This window comes from Mesorhizobium sp. WSM4814 (assembly GCF_055811595.1).
In genome coordinates, this window is sequence record NZ_JBVVQT010000011.1 from 41,326 (window position 1) to 60,477 (window position 19,152).

Below are 19,152 nucleotides of genomic sequence, written 5' to 3' on the forward strand. Positions count from 1 at the left end.
TGAAACGGAGAAAAACATGTCCGATGCAAAACTGCAGAGTGTGCTTTCGTCTCTTTCGCGAGTGGCGAGACAGTTAGATGCTCCGCCATGTGATAGACCAGCGCCGGATTCAAGTTGGGTAAAACTAAACACGAATGAGAACCCATTCCCGCTTCCAACAATCATAATGCAAAGTGCGATTGCGGCCCTCGAGCGGCACTATCTATATCCAGAAGACGATAACATCAGCTTGAGGGAAGCAGCCGCCAATGCCTACAGCGTCTCCATGGATCAGGTGATCGCCGGTAACGGATCGTCTGAACTGCTTGGACTTGTCTACAGAGCTTTCCTTGCCCCGGGCGATAGCGTGGCGATGATGTCGCCAGGGTTTTCGTTTAATCGCAAACTTGCCATGTTGCAGGGTGCTCAATTTCTCGAAATCGAATTTAGCGAAGATCATTCCTTGCCGATAGAGCAATTGCTCTTCGGTCCTGCAAAGGACGCCAAGTTCATTCTGTTAGCCAATCCGAACAATCCGACCGGAACGTTCGTTCCGGTGGCCGACATCGAACGCCTGGTAGCGAAATCGGACCGCTTGATCGTGCTGGATGAGGCCTACGTCGACTTTGCACCCGAGGATGGTCTGCGCCTCATCAATCGCCATTCGAACCTTCTGGTCTTAAGAACATTTTCGAAAAGCTATGCTGCCGCCGGCATTCGCATCGGTTTCGGTTTCGGTCACCCTGAAATTATCGGCAGGCTACGCAACATCCAGAACGTCTTCAACATGAATGTGATCGGGCATGCGGTTGGTGTCAGCATCCTTGCGCACCGCGCCGGCTATGCAGACAACCACAGACACATCAAGCATCAACGACAGCGAGTGACGCTCGCGCTGTCGCAACTTGGATTTTCCGTAATTCCTTCCCACGCAAACTTCTTGCTAGCCCGCGTGCCAACGGGACAGGACGGCTCATGGTGGCAATCAGCCTTTGCAAGACAAAAAATACTTGTTGCCGTCTTTCCCGATGAAGGTTTGGAAAATTACATCCGCGTCAGCATCGGTACAAAAGAGCAAATGGATTCATTTCTTGGCGCCGTTAGTCATATTAGTAAGATTTAATTTGTAAGATCCACGCCTTACGCAGCGCAGTCTATGATTTGGCGTTCGCATACTATAATCCGAAGATTACACAACAGATAGATCTTTGAATTGCTTGGGACCTGCAAGCAGTGAGACTTGTTGCGTCAAACTTGGAGACAATATGATGAATAAGGTTTTTCCTTCAGACCTAGCTGTCGGCATCTTCGATCACCTGGACGAGGACGGCTTCGATATCGCCCGACAATACGAAGATCGCCTGATGTTAGCGGAGGCGTGCGATCGCCTTGGGTTCTATGCATATCATCTCGCGGAGCACCATTGTACCCCACATGGGAGAGGTCCATCGCCGAATCTGTTCTTGTCGAGCGTAGCCCAGCGAACCCGGCGCCTTCGTGTCGGCCCATTGGTAATGCTGCTTGCCCTCTATCATCCGCTACGTGCGTTCGAAGAGGTCTGTATGCTGGACCAATTGAGCGGTGGCAGGCTCGAACTTGGGATTGGGCGCGGCTCGCTCCCGATCGAATTGGGTTACTTTGGGATTGGCTCGGACGCGGCGCCAGACCACTATGCGGAAGCCAGCGAAATTCTTCTCAATGCGCTGAAAGGCGGCACGCTATCCTATCAAGGCCGCCATTTTGAGTTGAACAGCGTTCCGCTGACGCTAAGAACTCATCAGCGTCCACATCCGCCGACTTGGATCGCCACGAATCGACCCGAATCGGCAGCCTGGGCCGCTGCGAATGGCGTGAACATCGCGTGCGTGGGACCTTCCTCTTCTGTTCGCAGAATTACTGATGCCTACCGCGGCGGTCGAGAGCACACCAGTGACGCGGACGACCAAGCGCCATTTCTTGGATTGCTCCGAATGGTCGTGATTGGGCGTTCTGAAACAGATGCACGTTCACTCGCCGCACCTGCTTACGAACGGTGGCTCAAGAGCTTTAAATTCCTTTACGATCTCAATGCCATGCCGACTCCACCAAACCTGCCGCTGACCTTCGATGCAGCAATCGAGAAGGAATTGTGCGTAGTAGGAACGGCAGCTTCTGCGGGACAAGCTCTTCTTGATCAGCTGGAAGAGGCAGGTGCGAACTACCTCCTTTGTCAACCGGCATTTGGGAATCTGTCGTTAGATGCTTCCCTATATACCGCAACGGCCATTCAATCGGCAATTATGGCTCGAGTTGGCTGAGCTCAGTGCGGCAGCGCTCGTTAGACGCGTCCACCATGGATTTGTTCCATGCGCTCATGATTCCAACGGAGCACGCCTTCGGTCATAGCCAAGAAAAAGTCGATTTCCTCTGCGGTAAAGTGGGTCTCCGACAACATGGCGACACTTTTTGTGAATCACCGCCGAAGGTTGACCCCTGACAAGTGGAGCGTAACGCGTTGATCCGCCATCACAATCACCATCGGCGTCGGTAGTGACCTCCGGAAGTCATGAATTTGCCAGTAAAGCCATGCACTTGACGGCGATCAGCTTGGGGTCAACCTTCGGCGCTTGTTCACATTTGCCCGGCGGCGTAGGCCTGACGCCTATGGTAAGCATGCTGGAGGCACTGGCAGAATAGCATCTCGGCCACACATGCTTCCACATCCATGGTACCGGAAATCGGGCCGCCTAGCAGCGCGCCAGCAAGCGACCTCATTTGCGACCCCCCATGATCAATCGAGTGATGAGGCGAAGTGCATAGCGGCTAGTCTCCTTCGAATGGCTACTCACAAACACCCCTATAATGAAGCGGACTTCTACATCTGCGGTCCTAGAGCACGTCCTGTGATCGATGAATCGATTGTGATGTGACAGCTGCGTCTTGTGCTGATTCAACATCCACCTCGATGGAGGTGGACGATGGGAAGAGCATTGAGCGGGGAGCTTCGATCGCGGGTTTTGAAGGCTTCGGACGAGGGGATGTCGGCGCGGCAAGCGGCGGCGCGGTTCGGCGTGGGAGTGTCCAGCGCGATCCGCTGGATTGCGCGGGCGAAGATCGGCGAACTGGCACCACGCCCGCAGGGCCGCCGCCGCGCCTCCAGCCTCGATGCGCATGAAGCCTTCATCGTCGGGCTGATCGAGGAACGCAAGGACATCACGCTGAACGAGATGGTGGAGCGGCTGGTCGCCGAGCAGTCGGTGCGGATCAGCCGCAGCGCCTTGAGCGCCTGGCTTCGCGGCCACGGCTGGACATTCAAAAAAAGTCCGCGCACGCACTGGAGCAGGATCGCCCCGACGTGCTGAAGCGGCGCCGGGACTGGTTCGACGGCCAGCTCGATCTCGATCCGGCGAAGCTCGTGTTCATCGACGAGACCGGCCTCTCCACAAAGATGGCCCGCCTGCGTGGAAGAGCGCCGCGCGGCGAGCGCTGCCGGGCCGGCGTGCCGCATGGCCACTGGAAGACCACGACCTTCACCGGAGCGCTGCGGCTGACGGGCATGACTGCGCCCTTCGTCTACGACGGCGCTATGAACGGCAACGTGTTCCTGGCCTATGTCGAGCAGGTGCTGGTCCCGACGTTGTCAGAGGGCGACGTAGTCATCATGGACAACCTGCCCGCCCACAAGGCCGCCGGCGTGCGCGACGCGATTGAGGCCGCAGGCGCGAGCCTGCTCTACCTGCCGCCCTACAGTCCCGACTTCAATCCGATTGAGAACGCCTTCGCCAAACTCAAGGCGCTGCTGCGAGCAAAGGCCGAGAGAACCATCAAGGCTCTGTGGGACGCGGTCGGCGCGGTCGTCGACCTCTTCCCCCCAGCCGAATGTGCCAATTACTTCAAAGCCGCAGGATATGAACCGGATTAAACAGGACGTGCTCTAGTCCATTCATGCGCTTCTTTGTTTCGGGGCTGGCGCAAGCGGCCGTTCCCGCTGATCACATCCATTATGAATTTTTTGGCCCGACTGACGAATTGTTGGCGGCTTGAGGAGAAAAAACGGTGTTGGAACAGCTAAGAATGACAATTCCGATCATTCAGGCCACTCTGGCGGGTGTTTCGACCCCCGCCTTGGCGGCGGAGGTCTCGAATGCTGGGGGGCTGGGATCGATTGCCGTTGGAGCAACGATGCGGCAGGCGCAAGAGCGAAGATTGAGGAGTTGCGCTCGCGGACCGATCGCGCCTTCAATGTCAATTTGTTCGTGCATGGCACGCCAATTACCGATCCGGTGCGCGAGGCGGCGTGGCTTGATTGGCTGAAACCATTGTTCGCGGAGTTCGGTGCAGAGCCTCCAGAGGCCCTGCGCACAATCTACAAGAGCTTTGCCGACGACATCGAGATGCTGTCGATGTTGCTTGAAACGCGGCGCCGTCATCAGCTTCCATTTCGGACTACCGTCGGATGGATTATCAGGGCCTTGAAAGCGAATGGCACGACACTGCTTGCGACCGCCACCAGTCCTGACGAGGCACGCAAGGTCGAACTGGCCGGCATAGATGGAATCGTGGCGCAAGGCATTGAGGCCGGCGGTCACCGCGCGTCTTCGATCCGACGTTGCCCGATGACGGTTTAGGCACTTTCGCACTTGTGAGGCTCCTGGTTCGCGAAAGCATGCTCCCCGTGATCCCCGCCGGCGGCATTATGGATGGAGCCGGAATTGGGGCGGCGCTCGCGCTTGGCGCAATCGCAGCCCAGCTAGGTACGGCGTTTGTCGCGTGTCCCGAATCGAGTGCTGACGAGGCATATCGAAAGGCGCTGACGGGGCCGGGCGCGTATCACACGCGACTGACGCGCCTGATCTCCGGAAGGCCGGCACGCGCAATCGAAAACCGCTTCACGGCGCTGCAGGAAACGTTTGACCTACTACCGCCTGATTACCCGATCGCCTACGATGCTGGAAAGGCGCTGCATGCCGCTGCAAAAGCAAGGAATGAGCACGGATTCGGAGCACAATCTGGCCAGGGTGCTCCGCTTGCGCGTACCATGCCGCGCCAAAACTCATTTCGACATTGGTTAAAGAGCTTGAGGTCAGCACTTGCTGCTCTTAAGACCGAGGTTCCATAACCAATTCGAGATCAGTAAGTGTGACTGTCGTCGACGGTGACCCGCCGCAGCCGAGTGCCCCATCTGTGGGATGCCTGCGCTTTTGGGAGAACTTGGACGGTCACACGATCTTCGCATGGTCGCTGATGTCGCTTGGCAGTTAACTGGGTTCTTCCTCACTTTGGGTGGCGCGGTGGCAGCATTCGTGCTCTCAGCAGTTCGGGGCCCCTGCCGTACATTGCGCGCTGGAGGGTCTTCAGGCGGTTGATCTGACGTTCGGCCTGTCCGTTGCTCCAGGGCAGCTCGATGGCATTGTTGACGGCATCGATGTCTCTGCGCAAAACACGGGCGAATCGCATGATCGGAATGATGTCGGAGTCGATCGCATCGTCGATCCAGGGGTCCAGTGTTTCCGACCTCTTGCTCCGGAGGATACCGTTGAAGCGCATTGCCAAGGCGTCGCATATCGGCGAATGCGTCAGATCCCTGCTTCAGGGCATCGACTTTCCTTGCTTGTCGAGGCGTCAGCAGGCTCTTGGCTTTATGCACAGCGCCGCGGCAACAACTGGCGAAATCGCGTGGCCGGTATCCGGATCTCGAACGGGTCCCAAGCTGATCGCAATCGAAGGAACATCATCGGCGCGCACTCTTTCGGCCCGCCGCCAAGCTCCCAGCAGTCGCTCCAGATTGGAGACGCTGCCGGTGTAGCCACGCTGCTTCACATCATGAAAAAGATACCGTCCGCAGCGGTTCCCTTCCTTCCAGCGTTGGTCAGCGTTGGGCAAGGAACGTTTCAAAGCACCATGGTGATGGGGGGTTCAATGCTGCTCGCCGCCTATCTGGCGGAGCCTTGAACTTAAGCCACGTCGCTACACTGCGACGCTCATAGCCGGTCCGTCGGGCGATCTCGCTGTAGGATAGACCCTCCTGGCGTAAGGCGTGGAGCATCTCGAATATCTGCTGGCGAGACTGCCTATGCGCGAGACGGGCACGCTTGTGATGTGTCGCAGCGTCGTCCTCGGACAGGATGGATCTTCCTGAAGCACGTCCACTAAAGCTCATCTGTTCCTCGATTGCCTTACGAAGATTCTGGACCAGATGAAACCGGTCGGCCACTTGGTGAGCCTGCGGTGCGCCTTCACGGACGGCCTGCGCATACAGGCCGCAGCGGTCTCGGCTGACGACCTCGACGGAGCGATGATTCCGCAGCCACCTGGCTGCGCTATCGACACTCCGATCATCGAGAATGTCGACGAGCAAGTGACGCTCGAGATCAACCACGATAGTGCCGTATCGCGTCGCTCGCCGCCAGCTCCAGTCATCGATGCCAACCACCCGAATCTCGGAGGCGCGGTGAGTAACCGCGGCATCCCGCTTCAGTTGCCGCAGGATGGTGTCGTCACTGACCGGCATGCCGAGCCGTTGCATGAGGCGTTCGCCAGGACGTCCACCCGTGCTATGGCCGAGCAAGCCGACAATCTCCACGACCCTAGTCGTCCTGCGCGCATGAGGGGAAGCAACCGTCGGGAGTCGATCAGTGAACGTTTGTCGCTCACATTTCTGATGTGCACATCGCCAGGGGCTCAGCAGGAGCTTCGCCGTCACGGGCTTGCCCTGGACCGGCAGATCCTGAAGGCTGCAGTTGGACCAGCCATGCCGACTTCGGCTTCGCCGGCCACAACGGGGCAAATGCCGATCGCTGGTCCGGCAGTGGAAACAACCCAACTGTGATCATCAGTGAGCGCGACACCCAGAAGTCTGACCCCTGGGCCGGGCGACCATTTCGATGTCGTTCGCATGCCCGCCCATAGCGATAGCGTCGCTAACAGCGGATGAACCACACAAATTGAGGAAGACACTCATTAACTGCAACGCGACAGGTGGAGACCTAGATGTTTCCGCTGGGTGGCGGCCCCGGAACAAGGCGGTAGACATGCATCGACTAGTGGCCATCACCATGATGGCCTTCTTGATGGCTGTTTCGCGCCCGGGCCGTAATGCCTGCCAATCCAAGGCCGCGATGAAGGCGGCATATCGCAGGATTGTCGGTATGGCCGGTCTTGGAGCGTGCCTGATCGTGTCAGGCTGCACGACCGTCGCCAGCGTTCAGGAACCTGATTTGAAGATCGCAAATGCCTGGCACGCGACTTTTCCGCTGTGTCTCTACGTGGCCATTCGTCACCCATACGCTGCATTTTATCTTTTTCCGACCCGCTTTTGGGAAATAGCGATTGGTTCGCTCGGGGCATTGCTTCCCGCCAGCGCTCGCGTGGCGGCCAAGTTTGCGGCGCTGCGCCTCCCGGCGCTCGTGCTTATCCTCCTTATTCCCATTGGACTTGGTTCGCAGAACCCAATCGTGAATGCCGCTTTGCTTTGCTTGGCAACCCTGATCCTCCTGCTGTCGCCCAGCAGGGATAATGTGGCGGTTCGAAGCATGGCAAGGATCGGGGATATCTCGTACTCGCTCTATCTGGTCCATTGGCCGGTGCTTGTATATGTGCGGGCTGCTTGGCTGGCCCGAATTGTGGCTCCCGAAGGGCTGCCGACATCGGGATTTGCCAAGGGTCAGGCCTATTGCAATCGGCTATCGAGCTTGCCATTAAAACCGAGCAGTCGCCGCCAGGAAAGGGACAGCGCGTCACATTTCTGACAGATCGGTCGACATTGGATGCACTGCTGGCGCGAGCCCCCGAAAAAGCCTTTGTCGAAGGAACCATGATGTCCGCTTCCATTGCCCCGCAACCGTTTAATCAGCGGAAGAGACTTTTGGTCGTCCAGGCCTTGAGCATAGCGGCGATTGGCTCGCTGCTATTCTCTCGCCCCGGTTGGGATGAAGCATCTAGCCTTCACCAGGTCATCGAGATGATCGGTTTTGTTCTGATCCTCGTCTGCATACTCGGGAGGTTGTGGAGCATCCTCTATGTCGGGGGGCGGAAGAACAGCGAGTTGGCAGTCAGCGGGCCGTACTCGATCACTCGCAATCCCCTATATCTGTTTTCGACGATCGGAGCATTCGGCATCGGCCTCATGTTCGGATCGCTCATCGTTGCATCCGCTCTGGGGGTGTGCACCTATGCGGTTTTCGGGACGACTGCCCGAAAGGAAGAGACGTTTCTTCGTGACAAATTTGGTCCGGAGTTCGAAGCATATGTGGCAAGGACGCCGCGGTTCTGGCCCAAGCCGTGGCTGCATCAGGACAAGCATCAGCACACGTTCTCCACGAACGCATTAAGAAGCACATTCTTCGATGCCCTCTATTTTCTGGCGATCTTTCCAGCCATCGAAGGCATCGAATACCTCCAGGTAGCTGGCTATCTGCCCACCTTTTTTTGGCTGTTCTGATCCTAAAGACGGAGCAATAAGCCGCCGCGAATAGCCCTCCTGTTAGCCTTGTAGCGTACCAGAACCGCGCCTGTTGCGATCAAGGCAACCCCTGCCCAGTTCGACAATTACAAGTGTTCCTTGAGGAATGTCAGTCCGAACACCGCCACAAGCACGAGGCTCAGTTTGTCGACAGGGGCAACGCGTGCTGCGCCTCCCAAACTGGAGCGCGCGAAAGTAGCAGATCCACGATGCACCCGTCGCCACCCCGGATTGTCCTGCGTCATGTAATCGTCCAGGCACTTGGGAAGCAGTGCCGCTTGCCGGCGATCCTCGCCCTCGACAAACCGCTTTAGCCAGACTCACCTCGCTGATCGGGAATCACGTTATCACATCAATGACTTTCCACGACAGGCTGGACCCGTTCCGGCCATTGCCGTTGGGAGCCACGAAAGGGTCTTGATTGTTAAGGTCCTCACACCTCTTGGCGATCACCAGAGCAGACCTGGCATTCCTAAGACGTTGTGGCACGGGGGCTTTGTTAGCGGCGCCGGTATGGTGGGTGTGGTCCTGGACGGAGGCGCGCGTCGCTTCGGGTTTGGCAGGCGATGCACACCGAACCGGCCGAGCGTTGCCCACGTCGCCTCGGTTCGCGTGCCATCGCCGAACCGGCCATGTACCTGGCTATCACGCTCTTCGCGGTGATTGCCCCATTCACCGGGCGGCAATTTGATGCCGCGTGGCAGACGGTCTACTGGTGGTTCCGGCGCTTTGTACGGCTGATGCTGTTTCGCACGATCCACAACATCTCCCTGATGGACGACCGCCAGCGGGCCGGGCACAACCTGATCCGGAAAGGCGCCGCGAGGCTCTGAGGGGTAGACCGCTGGCCAAACCAATTGCCCTATTCGCAAACCACACGGTATCGCTTGCCGGGCTCGCTGACGTTCTTGCACACAAGCGGCTTGTGCGGCTCATAAGAGGAAAGCGGAGGACTTGCGATCCGCGATGCGCGTCTGTTTGATGTCTTGTGACTTGCCGTACGACGCGGTTCGAGCCTTTCCGGCTCCTGTGGCGCAACCGGAAACACGCTGTTTTCGATGTGTGGCTGCTGCAGGTGGGGCGGCTCTTTGTCAAAAAATCGCCTGGCATCAAGCGGTCTCGGAATAATCACCGTACCATCATCGCTGCGCGCGCAGCCGCTACCCAACAGTAAAGCCAGCCCCACGAAAAAAGGCAAAATCCGTTCAAGCATAAGCACCAACCTTGGCGGGCATATACCCCGGCTTGCGAGTCACTGACAACTGGCGGAATGGGCACGAAGAAGGGGCGGCATTGCTTGCCGCCCTTTGTCGAAATTGTGTTTAATTTTGTTGCTGTGGTCCCAGGCAGGCCTCCTCCCGGCCCAACAGTCGCTGCGTCTGCGGCAGCGATCCCATCCACGCGGCGCGGACCAGCGCTTCCGGCGGGCGCCAGGCCGCTGCGCCTTAACAACTCTTAACAATACATAACCCACCGCAATGACAAATCGGGATTAATGCCGCCCAGGAGCGATTGCGAAGAACGATCGCCATACGCGGTGCTGCCGGTGGAGACCTAGATGTTTCCGCTGGGTGGCGGCCCCGGAACAAGGCGGTAGACATGCATCGACTAGTGGCCATCACCATGATGGCCTTCTTGATGGCTGTTTCGCGCCCGGGCCGTAATGCCTGCCAATCCAAGGCCGCGATGAAGGCGGCATATCGCAGGATTGTCGGTATGGCCGGTCTTGGAGCGTGCCTGATCGTGTCAGGCTGCACGACCGTCGCCAGCGTTCAGGAACCTGATTTGAAGATCGCGAATGCCTGGCACGCGACCTTTCCGCATGGCGGCCGGACCGGCGATCTCGTGTCCTGGTGGTCCACGTTTTCCGATCCGTCGCTGACGGCCCTCATTGCATCTGCGCAGGCGGAAAGCCCCAGTCTCGAGTCCGCCGCTGCAGAGATCGAGAGGGGGCGCGCCACGCTGGCATCTACGCAGGCGAGCCTTTTTCCGGGGCTTGGCGGCTCGGGATCGCTCGCCCGCGGCAACAAAGCCAACCAAGTTGCTGCCGCTACGACTGTGAGCGGCAGCCTCGACGCTTCTTGGGAAATCGATCTGTTTGGCAAGATGCGGCAGAGGAGCGAGGCGGCGCGGCTGCGGGTCCACGAGCGCACCGCCGATTGGCACGATGCGCGCGTCTCACTCGCGGCGGAGGTGGCGGACTACTATATGCAGTACCGTGCCTGCCGGCAGCTGGAGCAAGTTTATATCACCGAACTCGCCTCGCAGCGCGAGACGATCCGGGCAATGGAAATGGCCGCAACCTCCGGCCTTACGTCGAGCGCCGACCTTGCGCTAGGGCGGGCGAGTGCTGCTACCTCGGCCTCGACACGGACCGCCCAGCGTGCCGAGTGCGAGATTCTCGTCAAGTCGCTCGCCCGCCTTATCGGCGGTGACGAGCCTCATGTCCGCGATATTCTGGCGATGGGCAAGCCCGGGTTACCCACGCCGAGGACCCTCAAGCTATCCGCCGTGCCTGCCGACGCCTTACGGCAGCGCCCCGACATCGACGCCCTTGAGCTCGAGGTCGCTGCATCGCTCGCCGAGACCGGCGCGGCAAAAGCCGATCTCTATCCGAGCCTCAGCCTCGGCGGCTCGGTCACGATCGACAGTTCATCGCTGATGGGAACCTCTCTGCCCTGGTCCTTCGGCCCGGCCATCTCGATCCCGCTCTTCGATGGTGGCTCGCGCCGGGCGGCAGTGGGCAGCGCGGCAGCCGCATATAAGGTAGCGGTGGCCGCCTACAAATCAGGTGTGCTGGACGCGGTCGCCGAAGTCGAGACCGCACTCGTGCGGATCGACAGTACGCGACGGCAGATCGGCGATGCCAGTGTCGCGGCGCGCAACTACCGCGCCTACTTCAAAGCCGTGGATTCGAACTGGAAGGCCGGTGGCGCAAGCCTGCTCGACCGCGAGGACGCCCGGCGTTCGGCGCAGTCGGCGGAGGTCTCGCTCATCGAAACCCGTCGCGACTCCGTGCGCAATTGGATCGCCCTCTACAAGGCGCTCGGCGGCGGCTGGGATGCGAGCGCCTCCTCACCCAAGGACCTGCGGCAAAAGTCGAAAGAAAACCTGCTCTGATGCGATCTTCACCTCGTCTCCTCGCCGCTACCCTGAGCGGGATCCTTGTTTTCGCCGCAGAGCCCGCGCTCGCGCAACAGAACGAGGCGGCAGCGCTTACCGTCGCGGTGGCAAAGCCGGCGGAACGCCAGTGGCCTGAAACGATACCCGCCAGCGGCTGGCTGAAGCCTTGGCACGAAGCGGTCATTGCCGCGGAAATCGGCGGCCTGCGTGTGACCGATGTCCTTGCTGACGTCGGGTCGGTGGTCTTGAAGGGTCAACCCCTCGTTCGGCTGGCCGACGAAACGGTGCGCGCGCAACTGCGCAAGGAAGAGGCCGTGCTGGCAAGTGCCAAGGCGGACCTCGCAAAAGCCAGGACGAGTGCTGACCGAGCACGCAAGGTGCAGGGAAGCGGTGCGCTTTCTGAGGAGAAGATCACCGAATACCTGATCGCCGAGCAGACTGCGATCGCGGGTGTCGAATCCGCCGAAGCCTCGTTGGAAAGCCAGAAGATCAAGCTCGCTCAGGCGACCATTCTGGCCCCGGACGACGGGCTGATCACTGCCCGTTCGGTCCAACTCGGCGCTGTCGTTTCCTCCGGCACGGAGCTGTTCCGTCTCGTGCGCCAGCAGCGCGTCGAGTGGCAGGCGGAAGTGTCTGCACGTTATTTGCCTCGCATCAAGGAAGGCCTGACCGCCACGATCGTCGGTCTGCAGGGGCGGCGCGTCAAAGGGACCGTGCGGCTCGTCGGGCCGACGGTCAGCACCGATACCGGAAGGGTGCTCGCCTATGTGGCGCTGCCGGCCGAGGCGCACTCACCCATCGGCCTTTACGTTACCGGCCAGATCGAGCTTGCGAGCACGAAGGCATTCACCGTGCCCGAGACGGCGCTCGTGGTGCGTGACGGCATCGCTTACGTCTTCACGGTGGATGCGGACAGGCGTGCATCACGCGTCCGTGTTGAAACCGGCCGCCGCAATGCCAGAGAAGTGGAAATCCTCTCGGGCCTTGATCCCTGGGCCGACGTGGTGACATCGGGCGGCGCCTTCCTCTCGGATAAGGCCCTCGTCCGGGTAGAGGAGGACGCCCAATGAACTTTTCCGCCTGGTCGATCCGCAATCCGGTTCCCGCAATCCTGCTGTTCATCCTGCTCACCGTCGGCGGCCTGCTCGCCTTCGATCGCTTGGCGGTTCAGAACTACCCCGACATGGTGCTGCCGACTATCCAAATCAAAGCCGCGCTCGAAGGTGCAGCGCCGGCCCAACTCGAAACCGAAGTCGCGCGCAAGATCGAGGACAAGCTCGCCTCCCTGAACCTCCTAGAGCACCTCACGACCACGATCACGGACGGCGCGGTCAGCATCAATGTCTCATTTCAGCTGGAGAAGGACGGCGAGGCAGCGCTGAACGAGGTGCGCAATGCCGTCGATAGTATGAGCGGTAACCTGCCCGCCCAGATGCAGACACCGAGCGTGACGAAAACGACGGTCCAGGGATCACCAATCCTGACATACGCCGTGCGCTCCATCCGCCTCAATGAGACGGAACTCTCGTGGTTCGTCGACAACGACATGACGAAGGCCTTGCTTGCCGTGCCCGGCGTCGGCCAGGTCAGCCGCATCGGCGGCATCAATCGTGAGGTGCATAGCGATCTCAATTCCCAGCTGATGAGTTCGCTCGGCCTCAGCGCCGCAACCGTTTCCGCGCGGCTCAAATCCATGCAGTCGGACGCTTCGGGCGGCCGGGCGGAAATCGGCGGCAGCAAGCAGGTGATCCGCACGCTCGGCGCGGTTTCTTCGATCGAGGCATTAAGGGCGCTCGCAATCCCACTCCCAAGTGGCGCTCTGGTGCGTCTCGACGAGATCAGCACCGTTACGGACAGCTTCGCTGACCGGGCGTCCATCGCCTATCTCGATGGCGAGCCGGTGATCGCAGTGCAGGTCAAACGCTCGAACGGCTTTTCTGATACGGGCGTCGCGACGGCTATCCAGGTGGCCATGCAGAACTTCGCCGCCGCCAATCCTGGTGTCGAGATTGTCGAGGCGTACAGCACGATCGGGCCGATCATCGAAAACTATGACGGCTCGATGCACATGCTCTACGAGGGCGCCATCCTCGCGATCGTCGTGGTCTGGCTCTTCCTGCGCGACTGGAGGGCGACTGTCCTTTCGGCGGTGGCGCTGCCACTATCGGTCATACCGACCTTTCTGGTGATGTATCTGGCGGATTTCAGCCTCAACAAGGTGACGCTGCTCGCGCTCTCGCTCGTGGTCGGCATCCTGATCGATGATGCGATTGTCGAAATCGAGAACATTGCGCGCCACCTGCAAATGGGCAAACCGCCGAAGGAGGCCGCGCTCGAAGCCGCCGACGAAATCGGCCTTGCCGTCATCGCCACGACCTTCACGCTCGTTGCCGTCTTCCTGTCGACTGCCTTCATGGGCGGTATTCCCGGCCTTGTCTTCCGCCAGTTCGGTGTAACGGCAGCCGTGGCGGTTCTCGCCTCCCTGGTCGTCGCGCGCCTGCTGACGCCGATGATGGCCGCTTACATGATGAAGGCGCATCCTGTCGAGGCAAAGGACGGCCGAATCATGCGCGCCTACCTAGCCATCGTTAAAACCTGCCTGCACCATCGCAAACTGACGGTCCTTGGCGTCTGCCTGTTCCTCGGCCTGTCGATTTCGACGATCCCGTTCCTCAGTTCCGGTTTCCTACCCGCTTCGGACCATGCGCAGACACAAGTCACCCTGACGCTGCAACCCGGCAGCACTATTGAGCAGACGGACGCGATCACGCGGCGAGCCGCAGAGATTGTTTCCCGACTGCCGGACGTGACGCATGTGTTCTCCTCCGTCGGAAGCGCCTCTTCAGGTGACCTGATCGATTCCTCGACGACCGTCGATACGGCGGCCGCCTCGCTCGTCGTCGATCTGAAGAAGATCGGCGAACGCACCCGCAAGCAGACCGAGATCGAGAATGATATCCGGCAGGCACTCGCCATTCTTCCTGGCGCCAGGATCGCTGTGGGTACGGGCGGCAACGGCACGACACTGGAAATCACGCTGGCCAGCGACGATTCCAATGCACTCGGCCAGGCAGCCGGCGCGCTCGAAGAGCAACTTCGCAAGCTGCGGGGGATCGGCGCGGTTACCTCCAGTGCCTCCCTGCAGGCCCCTGAAGTCCAGATCGTCCCGAACCTCGACCGCGCGGCCGCTCTCGGCATCACGGCGGAAGCGATTTCCGACGCGGTTCGCGTGGCCACCAACGGCGATTATTCCTCCTCGTTAGCAAAGCTCAACCTGCCGCAGCGCCAGCTTCCTATCCGCGTCCGGTTTGATCCCAACAACCGTACGACGATTGATGACATTGCCAATCTTCGCATTGCTGGCGCCAGGGGCAGCGTCGATCTCGGCTCAGTCGCCGAGATCAGCATCGGCGGCAGCCCGTCGGAGATCAGCCGCATCGACCGCTCGCGAAATGTCACGCTATCGGTCGAACTCAACGGTCGCATCCTCGGCGACGTCTATCGCGAAGCGCAGGCACTGCCCGCCCTTCAGCGCCTTCCAGACGGGGTGAAATTCGTCGAACAGGGGGAATTGGAGCGCAGTTCCGAGCTCTTCAGCAGTTTCGCTATCGCCATGGGGATCGGAATATTCTGCATCTATGCCGTGCTGGTCCTGCTCTTCCATGATTTCTTCCAGCCGGTGACGATCCTTATGGCGCTTCCACTGTCTCTTGGCGGCGCCCTGCTGCCGTTGGTGCTGACCGGCACGAGCTTTTCCATGCCGGGGGTGATCGGGCTGCTCATGTTGATGGGTGTGGTGACGAAGAATTCGATCCTGCTGGTCGAATACGCGATCATCTCACGCCGGGCCGGGCTCTCACGCTTTGACGCCCTGGTCGACGCCTGCCACAAGCGTGCTCGCCCGATCGTCATGACGACGATCGCGATGGGATGCGGCATGCTTCCCGTAGCGCTCAGTCTCAGCGGCGGCGACTCCAGTTTCCGTCAACCGATGGCAATTGTCGTTATCGGTGGGCTGATGATTTCCACCGTCCTCAGCCTCGTCGCCATTCCCGTCATCTTCACCTTCGTCGATGACTTTCTCAGACTCCTCAAGCAGCTTGTCGGCATAAGACAGCCTGAGCCCTCGCCGGCTTCCACACCTGAAGATGGGGGGCGGTTCGGGGCACCACTTTGGGAGGAGCGGTCCTGGGAGGCACCTCCACTTGGATCCGGCCGTCGTGGACCAGACGCGGCATCGAACTGGGCTGCAACGCCCGCCGACGGGCGTCTGCCTCCTGCTGCCAGACAACAAGCACGTCGGAATTGAAGCCGATGGCTCGGTGCACTTCAGCCGAGGTGGCGAACCGTCGCGCTGTCCGCATCTTGGGAAATGGCAGGGGGGGATCCGGACCGGCGGTTGCCACGAAGGACGGGCCGACCATCAGGTCCATTCTTATTATTCAGACAAAGTACATTGGTACGTTGTCTAAATTTCGGAAATGCGCCTCATTTCAGTCAATCGCTGGCCGTGTCGTTCTCCAGAAGCGAACATCGCGGGTGGCACGAACGGGAAGCTTAACAACATAAACCGCCCCAGGGCTTCGCCTCAGTCTGCGTTCGTAGCGGCCTAGGCGTGAGTAGTTCGTTTGATCGTTTGATCTGGCAATCGGTACAAAGCTGTCCATGCAGATGACCCTCGACTGGTGGATCTCGAGGAGTCCGTTGGAGGCTTTTTATCCGGTGCGCGGCAATTGCGGGCCTCTACATCGTTGTGACCTACTACACGATGAGGGTGAATCAGCGGACAAAGGCTGGCCGCTTACGAGCCTCGATATCGGAGAACGTCCAGAAGTAGGCTCCAAGCGGGGAAGGCTGGCTTGAAGTCTCGCGGCTTACGATCCGGTACCTGATCCCAGACGGGCCGGGGCCCCGGCGAGCTGGCCCTTCGCGGCAGCGGGAAGCGGCATGATTGGCCGTGGGGGCTCTGCGCGACAGATGTCGAGGAGCTCGGCGAGCGCGTAGACGACGCGAAGGCTCGAAAACACCTCAAAAAGCTCCCACAGCGGAGCAAGCATGGCGTCGATCCGGTGTGCTTCTGCGTGATCGCCGTGCTGAGCGGCTCTGACAATCCCCAGGCAGGGCTCGGGCAAGATGCCACCGAGGACGCTGTACCATATATCGGCGCCGGCGATCATGGCCTCGGCGGCGTTCGAGTCGCCACTGTAGCCGATCGAGAAACCTTCTGGCACGATTTTTTTCTGGTGCGCCAGATGGCGTTTGATGGCATCGCCCCGGTCGGTTGAGTTTTTGATAGCGAGAATGTCAAGCAGCTGTGCCAGGCGCCCGACGAGCGCTGGCGTGAAGCGAAAATGCGTCGTTCCAAGATTGTCGTAGATCACGATTGGCAGACCGCTTTCGCGCGCCACTGTAGAAAAATGCTCGAAAACCTCGTCGTCGGTGAGCGGAGTGTAGGAGACAGCCGCGAGCAAGCCCGCGGCTGCGCCGAGGGCCTTCGCGTCACTAGCATATTTTACCGCCTCGTCAGTGCGCAAGGCGCCCACGCCCGCCACGAGCGGGATCCGTCCACCCGTCTCGTCCAGCGCCTCGGAAAGGGCGCGGCGGCGTTCCTCGCGCGAGAGATACATATAGGTGCCGGTGCTGCCGAGCAGGCCGATGGAATCCACGTTTGCTGCGCAAAGCCGTGCAATCAGCTTGCGCAGCGCCAGGGCATCGACGTGGCCGTCAGCGTCTCCCGGTGTGATTGGGAAGGCGGAAAGGCCGCTCAGGAACGCCATGCTGAAGCTTCCGTCGTTGGATTGGGTAAAGCGTTGGGCATCAGACCGCGTCCAGTGCCTGCTGCAGATCCGCGATCAAATCGGCGACGTCTTCGAGCCCTACCGACAGGCGCATGAGGTCGTCGCCAATCAGGCAAATGCGCGTCCTGGCGGATTGACTTGCGCGAGCGGGCCAGGCTTGCCGGATGATAGATGAGGCTGTCTGCGTCGCCGAGGCTGACCGCCCGGGTGATCAGCTTGAGCCGGTCCATCATACGGCGCGAGCCTTCGAACCCTGTGTGGAGGCCGAGAGCCAACATGCCCGAGCCTTGCGACATCTGTTTACGCGCGATCTCATGGTCGGGATGAGAGCCGAGAAATGGATAGCTCACCCAAGCCACAGCCGGGTGCGCCTCGAGCGCGTGAGCGACCGCAAGCCCGGAGGCACTGTGACGTTCCATACGCAAGGTGAGCGTCTTCAACCCGCGCAAGATCAGGAACGTCGACATCGGCGAGAGCGCTGCCCCCGGTGACATAGCGCAGGCCAGTTTCGTGCAGCAGGTGCAGTGTTTTCGCATCGCCGAATCGCGCCGCCCAGCGCATCGCCGTGGCCGTTGATGTACTTGGTCAACGAATGGATCACGATGTCCGCTCCGAGTTCCAGCGGACGCTGGAGGGCGGGCGAGGCGAAGGTGCTGTCGACCGCGACTTTCACGCCGCGCGCATGGGCGTGTTCGGCAATGGCGGCGATGTCGAGGATTCGGCTCAGCGGGGTGATCGGCGTCTCGAAGAAAACGAGACGGGTCCTGTCAGAGATGGCGCCATCGAGATTGCTCGGATTTGAGAGATCGACCGCAACGACCTTGATGCCAAACCGAGGCAACCCCTGTTCGACCATAGCGAGCGTGTTGGAATGGATCGTATTGTGGACAATAAGTTCGTCACCTTGCGAAAGCAGCGAAAGGATCAGCGTGCCGAACGCCGCCATCCCCGAGGCGACGACCAGCCCACCTTCGGCTCCTTCGAGATTGGCGAGCCGTTTTTCGAAGATCTCGGTCGTAGGGTTGTATTCGCGTGCGTAGAGTCTTCCGCCAAGCGCTGCGGCCGCCTCGTTTGCTGCCACACTTTCAAATCCATAGGTCGAGGTGAGAAACACAGGTGGCTGAACGGAATTGGAAAAGCCGGCCGGATCGTAGCCATGATGAATGGCCGGGGTGGCGAATGCGAGATCGGCGTCGTTCGAGGGCGGCGTTGTTCGTGCATCGGTTCCAGGCTGAGCTTCGGCGCCGATCATCGATTTTGAGTCCTCTTGATTTCGGGGACAATGCCGTCACACTGGTTCAGATTGGACGTCCAGTTGGCGATAAAGCAAATCGTCCAGTCTTCCCGTGCCGCGTCGGCAGGTCGCTCGCAAGGCCTGGGCCGCGCCAGATCTACGAAGCTCTTCGCGGGCAGATCCTGGCCGGGGTTTATGAACGCGGCAGTCAGCTGTCGTCGTCCCGCAGCCTCGCAAATGAGCTCGGCGTTTCGCGAACGACGGTTACAGCCGCCTACGACCAGTTGGCCGCGGAACGTTTCATCGAGGTCATTCAAGGCGCAAGGACTCGCGTACGTCTTCGCTGGTCCGTAGCAAGGCCAGCAGCGCGGTGGCAAAACGGACCGGCCCGATGCACCTTTGCGGCTACGGCGAGCGACTGCGCGCCAGTCCGCCATTACCTGATTACCTACCCAACCGCTTGAAGGTCGATTTCCGGTATGGCGACCTCGCGCCATCTGATTTCCCGGCGCTGACCTGAAGCGCGCGATGAACGCGGCGATGTCACAACGCCCCCGGAAGGCTAGGGTTGGTGGCAC

The 19,152-nt window shown here is 60.1% G+C and carries 12 protein-coding genes and 5 pseudogenes; 12 read left to right on the plus strand and 5 right to left on the minus strand.

Going from position 1 to position 19,152, the window contains the following annotated elements:
- Nucleotides 1-16 precede the first annotated feature (16 nt).
- The 5 genes from hisC to AC0L2V_RS17995 all read left to right on the plus strand — a co-directional run bounded on the left by hisC (nucleotide 17) and on the right by AC0L2V_RS17995 (nucleotide 5,077).
- Nucleotides 17-1,102: a histidinol-phosphate transaminase gene (gene hisC, locus AC0L2V_RS17975; protein WP_473520763.1), complete on the plus strand. Its 1,086-nt coding sequence runs from the start codon at nucleotides 17-19 to the stop codon at nucleotides 1,100-1,102.
- Between the two features lie 145 nt (nucleotides 1,103-1,247).
- The gene (locus AC0L2V_RS17980) at nucleotides 1,248-2,276 is read left to right on the plus strand and encodes an LLM class flavin-dependent oxidoreductase (RefSeq protein WP_473520851.1); all 1,029 of its coding nucleotides are present in this window, start codon (nucleotides 1,248-1,250) and stop codon (nucleotides 2,274-2,276) included.
- A 660-nt stretch (nucleotides 2,277-2,936) separates the two neighbouring features.
- A protein-coding gene (locus AC0L2V_RS17985; RefSeq protein WP_473520764.1) for an IS630 family transposase occupies nucleotides 2,937-3,880 on the plus strand; the annotation gives its coding sequence in 2 pieces (ribosomal slippage) (nucleotides 2,937-3,273 and nucleotides 3,273-3,880; 945 coding nt in all).
- 118 nt (nucleotides 3,881-3,998) lie between these two features.
- Nucleotides 3,999-4,586, plus strand: a complete 588-nt coding sequence (locus tag AC0L2V_RS17990) for a nitronate monooxygenase (protein ID WP_473520765.1) — start codon at nucleotides 3,999-4,001, stop codon at nucleotides 4,584-4,586.
- A 38-nt stretch (nucleotides 4,587-4,624) separates the two neighbouring features.
- Complete coding sequence (locus AC0L2V_RS17995) at nucleotides 4,625-5,077, plus strand: nitronate monooxygenase (RefSeq protein WP_473520766.1); 453 nt, start codon at nucleotides 4,625-4,627, stop codon at nucleotides 5,075-5,077.
- Nucleotides 5,078-5,232: 155 nt separating this feature from the next.
- Here the strand turns inward: AC0L2V_RS17995 and AC0L2V_RS18000 are convergent.
- A pseudogene (locus AC0L2V_RS18000) lies at nucleotides 5,233-6,855 on the minus strand (ISL3 family transposase).
- Between the two features lie 146 nt (nucleotides 6,856-7,001).
- On the opposite strand from AC0L2V_RS18000, the gene AC0L2V_RS18005 reads away from it, so the two are divergent.
- Both AC0L2V_RS18005 and AC0L2V_RS18010 read left to right on the plus strand, forming a co-directional pair.
- On the plus strand, nucleotides 7,002-7,706 hold the full coding sequence (locus AC0L2V_RS18005) for an acyltransferase family protein (protein ID WP_473520767.1): 705 nt from the start codon (nucleotides 7,002-7,004) through the stop codon (nucleotides 7,704-7,706).
- Nucleotides 7,707-7,720: 14 nt separating this feature from the next.
- Nucleotides 7,721-8,398: a methyltransferase family protein gene (locus AC0L2V_RS18010; RefSeq protein WP_473520768.1), complete on the plus strand. Its 678-nt coding sequence runs from the start codon at nucleotides 7,721-7,723 to the stop codon at nucleotides 8,396-8,398.
- 2 nt (nucleotides 8,399-8,400) lie between these two features.
- Here AC0L2V_RS18010 and AC0L2V_RS18015 read toward each other — a convergent pair.
- A pseudogene (locus AC0L2V_RS18015) lies at nucleotides 8,401-8,650 on the minus strand (EamA family transporter); the annotation flags it as partial.
- A gap of 467 nt (nucleotides 8,651-9,117) precedes the next feature.
- Between AC0L2V_RS18015 and AC0L2V_RS18020 the strand changes: the two are divergent.
- Nucleotides 9,118-9,216 (plus strand): annotated as a pseudogene (locus tag AC0L2V_RS18020) (IS5/IS1182 family transposase); the annotation flags it as partial.
- Between the two features lie 65 nt (nucleotides 9,217-9,281).
- Here the strand turns inward: AC0L2V_RS18020 and AC0L2V_RS18025 are convergent.
- Nucleotides 9,282-9,632: a hypothetical protein gene (locus AC0L2V_RS18025; protein ID WP_095482951.1), complete on the minus strand. Its 351-nt coding sequence runs from the start codon at nucleotides 9,630-9,632 to the stop codon at nucleotides 9,282-9,284.
- Between the two features lie 398 nt (nucleotides 9,633-10,030).
- Between AC0L2V_RS18025 and AC0L2V_RS18030 the strand changes: the two genes are divergently transcribed.
- The 3 genes from AC0L2V_RS18030 to AC0L2V_RS18040 are packed head-to-tail and all read left to right on the plus strand — an operon-like array spanning nucleotide 10,031 to nucleotide 15,851.
- Nucleotides 10,031-11,539 (plus strand): efflux transporter outer membrane subunit, encoded by a 1,509-nt coding sequence (locus AC0L2V_RS18030; protein ID WP_473520769.1) that lies wholly within the window; start codon nucleotides 10,031-10,033, stop codon nucleotides 11,537-11,539.
- Nucleotides 11,539-12,612: an efflux RND transporter periplasmic adaptor subunit gene (locus tag AC0L2V_RS18035; protein WP_473520770.1), complete on the plus strand. Its 1,074-nt coding sequence runs from the start codon at nucleotides 11,539-11,541 to the stop codon at nucleotides 12,610-12,612. The genes AC0L2V_RS18030 and AC0L2V_RS18035 overlap by 1 nt, the downstream gene beginning before the upstream one ends.
- Nucleotides 12,609-15,851 carry an efflux RND transporter permease subunit gene (locus AC0L2V_RS18040; RefSeq protein ID WP_473520771.1) on the plus strand — a complete coding sequence of 1,081 codons (3,243 nt, stop codon included), beginning with the start codon at nucleotides 12,609-12,611 and terminating at the stop codon, nucleotides 15,849-15,851. The genes AC0L2V_RS18035 and AC0L2V_RS18040 overlap by 4 nt, the downstream gene beginning before the upstream one ends.
- Before the next feature lie 565 nt (nucleotides 15,852-16,416).
- Here AC0L2V_RS18040 and AC0L2V_RS18045 read toward each other — a convergent pair.
- Nucleotides 16,417-17,319: a dihydrodipicolinate synthase family protein gene (locus AC0L2V_RS18045; RefSeq protein WP_473520772.1), complete on the minus strand. Its 903-nt coding sequence runs from the start codon at nucleotides 17,317-17,319 to the stop codon at nucleotides 16,417-16,419.
- Nucleotides 17,320-17,359: 40 nt separating this feature from the next.
- Nucleotides 17,360-18,592, minus strand: a pseudogene (locus AC0L2V_RS18050) (trans-sulfuration enzyme family protein).
- 30 nt (nucleotides 18,593-18,622) lie between these two features.
- Here AC0L2V_RS18050 and AC0L2V_RS18055 point away from each other — a divergent pair.
- Nucleotides 18,623-19,129: pseudogene (locus AC0L2V_RS18055) on the plus strand (GntR family transcriptional regulator); the annotation flags it as partial.
- Nucleotides 19,130-19,152: the final 23 nt, after the last annotated feature.